Source organism: Candidatus Culexmicrobium sp. (assembly GCF_058356305.1).
On record NZ_JBTVBB010000028.1, the window covers coordinates 1 to 5,844 of the forward strand.

The following is a 5,844-nucleotide window of genomic DNA, read 5'->3' on the forward strand; positions in this document are numbered from 1 at the left end:
TTTACTGTGGAAACCTGCATAAAAATATGGTTTTAATTGATCCTTCATATTATACCTTAAAAACTTTATTAAATGAGTAATTGAAACATCAAATAAATAACTTGGTGTAATAGATACCGTCAAATTGTTTATTTCACTAATGTTAAGTTGGAAAATATTACTTTTAAAGATTGAAGGAGCATATATTGACAAAAGAAATCACCTCTTGAGAACATTAACCAAATCTACATGAATTTTAATGTTAACGTGGGCGAAGCCACCAAAAATTGATAAAAATTTACAGATACTTCTCTTTCTTCGAAAAATTTTAATTCATGCTCTAATTTTTCAACCCTAAGCATAGGTAGTCTAATCAGTTTAAAATCATATCTATGATATAGAAATGATATGATATAAAGAGACAAGGAAATAAACCTCCTTATCCATTAATTTATTATAGAAAACTGATTTAAAAGTTTAATTATAATAAAAATTAGAAAATTTCGAATCTCCTAAGCAGTCATCAATTTATAATATTTGGTTTTGTTTCAAGAGATTTATTAGGATTTTTCTTTCTATTTGTTTGGCTTTTTCTAGGTCTATTCTTTTTTCTAATAGCTCGTAAAATTTATTGTCGTGATATGTGCTTTTGAGTTTGTAGTGTATTAGTTCGTGTAGCATTAGGTATTCGATGGAGGCTAAGTCTAGTTTTGGGATTAGGTTTTTGTTTATTCTTATTGTGTTTTTCTTTAGTGATATTGAGGCAGCTTTTGTTTTCATTGGTTTTAGTGTTAATCTTATTTTGTCATGTATGTCTAGATCTTTTTTGAGTTTATCTAGAATTTCTTTTAATTGTTTAGTATTCATTTGACTGTTCCTCCTTTTCTTGCTTTTTCAATTTCTTTCACTATATATTCTGTGGTGACTGTTTCGGCAAAGTTTTTTAGTTCTGGTAGAATTTTGCTTATGTTTTCTTTTACTTTTTTCATTTCTCTGAACAGGTCTTTTAATAGTGCTGTTCTAAGCTTTCTTTCATGGGATTCAGTGACTTTTGGTGCTTTCATTACCTCTGGAATACTCTTGCTTAGTTCTTTTAACTGAAATAATATTTTTCTGTCTTTTAGGAACTTTCTATTTATTAGAATGTTTACTGTTTCAATTATTCTCTCTGCTGGAGATTTTACCGATACTTTCTCATCATATTTGATTTTTTCCTCTATTGACTTTGATAAAATTTTTATGAATACTTCAGTGTCAATGTTTCTTCTTATCCATTCTTCTCTTGCTCTTTCTATTCTGTCATATATTGCCTTGTATACTGGATTAGCCAAATCTACCTCTAATAGGCTTCTAAGGATCCTGTATGCATCTGCTATTGTTGGCTCTCCAATTAGTCTTTCCGTTGAAATTTTCTCTTTAACCTTGTTTAGAACCTTTTTTAAAGCATCATTGTTTATTTCTGTCTTCATTATTGTTCGGAAATCGGTTACAAGTGTTTTTTCATGTATCAACTCTATTAGTCCATCCCAAAACTCTCTTGGAACTTTTCTTCCCTTAATATAGAAGAGTATTTTTCCATAAATATATGCTAGGATTTCTACATCTTTGACGTAATGGATTTTCTCTTTGTGTGAGCCCAAAGCTTTAAACAAATCGATAACTTCTTTAAGTCTACGAAGTAGAATTTGAATTTCAGGTGTAGTCCAGAATGTAGCTATTATTCTAGTTTTTGGATCAACTACTTCTTTAAGTGTTTCTAAGGCCTTCCTCTTATTAGTTTTTATTTCCTCTTTAATCCCATCTACATCTATGCTTAAATCTCTCTCCCCAACCTTCAAACTCTTCAAAAATCCTTTCAAGTTCTTCAAATTCAGCTTAAACTCCTTAACCTCTCTTTCGATTCTGCCAAAAACATTTTCTTCCACGTCTCTAGCTATTCTCATATCTGCAATCAACTGAAACTTCTTCAGACTTTCTCTCACATATCTTAAGAGGCCTACCGAGTCAACTATAAGTCCATACTTCTTTTCAGATACTTCATCCTTATATGGACGATTTACTCTTGCTATAGCTTGAAGAAGCCTATGCTCATATAATGGCTTATCCAAATACATTACCTTAAGGATTGGGGCATCAAAGCCTGTTATTAGCATATCTGTAACTATAAGGATTTTCGGATTCTCCTCCTCTTTAAACTCTCTTTGAATATCCAAGTTTATTTCATTTATATCACTTTTCCCTCTCCTCTTAATCAATTCCTCCTTATAATCTAGAATTACTCCTCTATCATTATGCTGATAAGTCATCACGATTTCAGTCCATTTCTCAACATTCTCTTCTCCATAGCGTTGAGCATACCGCTTTTTAAGTTCACGATCTAGAAACCGTTTCATATGAACACATGCTTCCCTATTTGCAGTTACAACCATGGCCTTAAACCTAAAGTTCTCAGTATCAGCTTCAATTCTCTCCGCAATATGCTTAGCCAGCCTTTCAAGTCTCCTCTCATTCGTTAAGAAAACCCTCACTTTATTAAGATGCCGCCTTATCTCACTTCTAGTTACAATTATTCTTTCACTTGGAGGAGGTTCTACAAACTCTCCGCTCTCTAGAAATGCTTCGATATCATCTGCAGCACTTCCTTGACTTGAAGATTTAATCCAATCCTCAATATACTTCTTTATATCCTCATCTTTTAGAAGAATTTTGATTCCCTCAGCAGTTGGCTTCCCCTCTTGGATTACATCATAAACTATGGGCAGAGTAAAATTATCGGAAATTGAATCCCTTATGAAGTAGACGTCTAAGTAATACTCTCTTGGAGGATAAGCAAATTCAAGAAACGTATTTCTTTCAAATTTAAAGACAGGTGTTCCAGTAAAAGCAAATCGCATAGCATTTACAAATACATTCTTCATCATTGATGCTAAAAGTCCATACTGACTTCTATGAGCCTCATCTATTAAGAGAAGAATCTCTCTCTTTTGAATACCTCCAAGCTCCATTAATCTCCTCTTTCTCTCCTCTAATGGTAATCTCTGAAGCTTTCTTCTTATCCTTTCATACTTTTCTCTATCCACTTGTTTTAAATATTCTAATTGCTCTTCACCGAGACTTAAGAGTAAACTTTCAAACTCCTCTCTTTTAAATTTCTGAATTAACACTACATAGATTCCCTTAGCTATAATGCCATGTCTATATTCACTTCTTTTTATCCTACAAATCTCTTCCTTTAATTCTTCTATACTCTCAATAACCCGTACATAACTCTTAAACTTAGATGCTTTCAACTCATCTATAAAATTTTTAAGTTGCCTTTGAAGATCTCTTCGATCAACTATAAAGAAAATAAGTGGACTTCTATCAAAATATTCCTCAAAAAATCTATTCGCAATAAAGAACATAGTGTAAGTTTTACCACTTCCCTGCCAATGCCATATAAGACCCTTCTGCCTTTCATCTTGATTATTCAAGTATCTGAATATCCTCTGCAAAGCCTTTTCAGTGGCCAAGTATTGATTATATCTTCCAATAATTTTGTCTATTCTCCCTTCCTTCTCTCTAAAGAAAGTAAACCACTTGATGACATTTAGAAGAACAGTTGGCTGTAATAAATGGTCGATGGATTCAATTTTTAATAAAAGTTCACCTTCTTTCTTCTCAATCTTCCATATTTGAGCGGGAGTTAATAGTCTTTCCTTACTCCAATTTGGAAAAGTTGGAAGAAAAAGTTTCTTGTGGCCATAGGCTATGGCAAATTGAACAAACCTAAAAAGCTCGGGAGACTCCTGCTCATATCTTCTTATTTGATCAATAGCCTCCTCTTCAGAGTCTATTCTAGTTGAAGGCTTAACCTCAATAATCGCTAAGGGTATTCCATTAATAAAAAGTGTAAAATCTGGCTTGACATTTCTAGGTGAACCAGGATATTTTATCTCCCTAGCGTAAATAAAACTGTTATTCTCGATGTTGTCAAAGTCTATTAGCCGAAAAGTCCGTTTCTCACTCTTCTTCACAGTATACTCTACACCATATTTCAAATAATCTAGAAGTACAACCTCAGATACATTTCTAAGAATATTTTTAACATGGTCTAAAACTTCTCTCCTTTCAGCCTCGGTTAAATCCCTTAAAAGAGATTTGTTTAACTCATGAAATTTCTTTTCAAAAACAGCATCATAAATAAAGTTGTTCAAAATCATGTTTTCCATTAAGCCATACTTCCTTCCATTCCACCAATTCAAACTCTCTAACTTTTCTCTCAACTCTTCTACATCTGCAGCGTTAATAACTTTTCTTAGTATTGTTTCCTTATGCTCTATTGAGATATTATAAAGAGATTTTTCTGGAAGGGAGTGAAGTAGTATATTTATTTTGCCTATATCTTCCTCTTTTAATATTGCTTTAACTATTGGTTTTATGAGGCTTTCACCTAAAAAGTAATAGAAATCCTTGTAATTTAGCATATGGGCTAGGTCGTAAATGTCGCTTAGATCTGAATTTTGAATTATTTCTGAGATTACACTTAATAATTCATCCTTCAATTCTCTTGATTCTTTAAGGCTGAAAGCTAAATCAAAGGGTGATGGAAACTTTATTATTTTAAAAACTTTGTAAAAGAGGCCGTCTCTTTCATTAAAAAGATCTTCGGCAGGAATGTCTTTTAAGCGGTTAATTATTTCCCTTATAGATGCAACCCAAAGTTCTACATGCCTATTGTCTGATTGATAAATCAAGTTCTTGGCAATCACAAGTAAATCGTCGAGGTTCAATTCTTTAAGCTCATTTAGAAGAGCTTCTCTATATAGTAGTGTCGGATATAGGAAGGATCGGTCTAATTGTTTGTTTCTAAAAATGGCTATAACATCTCTTAATGGAGTTTTCTTTAAACTTTCGCTAAGAATACTCATAAATTTATCATCCAACTTTTTCCTAAAATCATCTAATAAATTGACTAAATCATTTTTCATTGATAATAGAAGAGTGTTAATCTCATTATATTTAGCAATTACTAGATTTGGCTCTAGAGTTGATGGCTTCCTTTCAAATTCAGCTATGAATTTACTGAAATTTTCAATTAACATATCCCGTAATTTTAACATGAAATGTTTTTCCATTTCTTTAAAAGTATTCATAGATTAACCTCGCATTTATATAAAATATTAAAATAAGCATAAAATTTTCTCAAATATCATTTCCCACAAATGCTTAGTAGGGAAAATTTTACTTAGGAAGGGCTTGTATTATGGTCATCATACTCCATGTTGACGATGTGGCCGAAATTCTTTGTAAGAGTATAAGAGTGCTATTTATAGGTTGATTTAATATTGTAAGAGGAAGGCAGATAAAACATATCTTAAGAGAGTGGCTTTTGGAGGTGGATGTGAATATCTGATGATAACCTACAAGTGAAATGTTATTATTGCCTGTTTCGCCAAATGGTAACTAGCATATATGCTAGGAATGGTGATGGATAGAATGTGGAGGGGGTAACTCATTTTGTTTGCCTTTTATGGTATTTTTATTTACATAGGTTTGGTTTTGTGGAGCTTGATGGGCTTCAAGTATTTTTTCTTGTGATTGAAAGTATTTTACCTGATGTCGATCATCCTCACATTTGATCTATAGTTTTTATCACTTTCAGAATGAATGGTTTGAGAAAATACTGGTTTGGACCGCATAGGGATAAAAACACATACTTTGTGGGCTTCAATAATTGTGATAATAGTGTTTATATTAGTTTTTAATAAGTATAAAATTAGAGGATTTTATTAAAACAGTTACAAGTATTAAATTATATTTAGAGAAATATGGGGGTAAATCTTGTCAGAGAGATTTATTGTTTGGAAGATTTTGTGGTCTTCT

Annotated in this window: 3 protein-coding genes; all 3 read right to left on the minus strand. The window is 32.1% G+C overall.

The window, feature by feature from the left end; translation table 11 throughout:
• On the minus strand, positions 1-192 hold a 192-nt coding region (locus tag ACW8TM_RS08010; RefSeq protein WP_491532770.1), incomplete at its 3' end, for a hypothetical protein.
• Positions 193-507: 315 nt separating this feature from the next.
• Positions 508-846, minus strand: a complete 339-nt coding sequence (locus ACW8TM_RS08015) for a M48 metallopeptidase family protein (RefSeq protein ID WP_491532771.1) — start codon at positions 844-846, stop codon at positions 508-510.
• Positions 843-5,114, minus strand: coding sequence for a type I restriction endonuclease subunit R (locus ACW8TM_RS08020; protein ID WP_491532772.1), 4,272 nt, complete (start codon positions 5,112-5,114; stop codon positions 843-845). The genes ACW8TM_RS08015 and ACW8TM_RS08020 overlap by 4 nt, the downstream gene beginning before the upstream one ends.
• Between the last annotated feature and the right edge of the window lie 730 nt (positions 5,115-5,844).

Excerpts from the sequence above, each read along its gene's own strand:
- ACW8TM_RS08015 (WP_491532771.1), bottom strand. The coding sequence starts at position 846 with ATGAATACTAAACAATTAAAAGAAATTCTAGATAAACTCAAAAAAGAT.
- ACW8TM_RS08020 (WP_491532772.1), bottom strand. The coding sequence starts at position 5,114 with ATGAATACTTTTAAAGAAATGGAAAAACATTTCATGTTAAAATTACGG.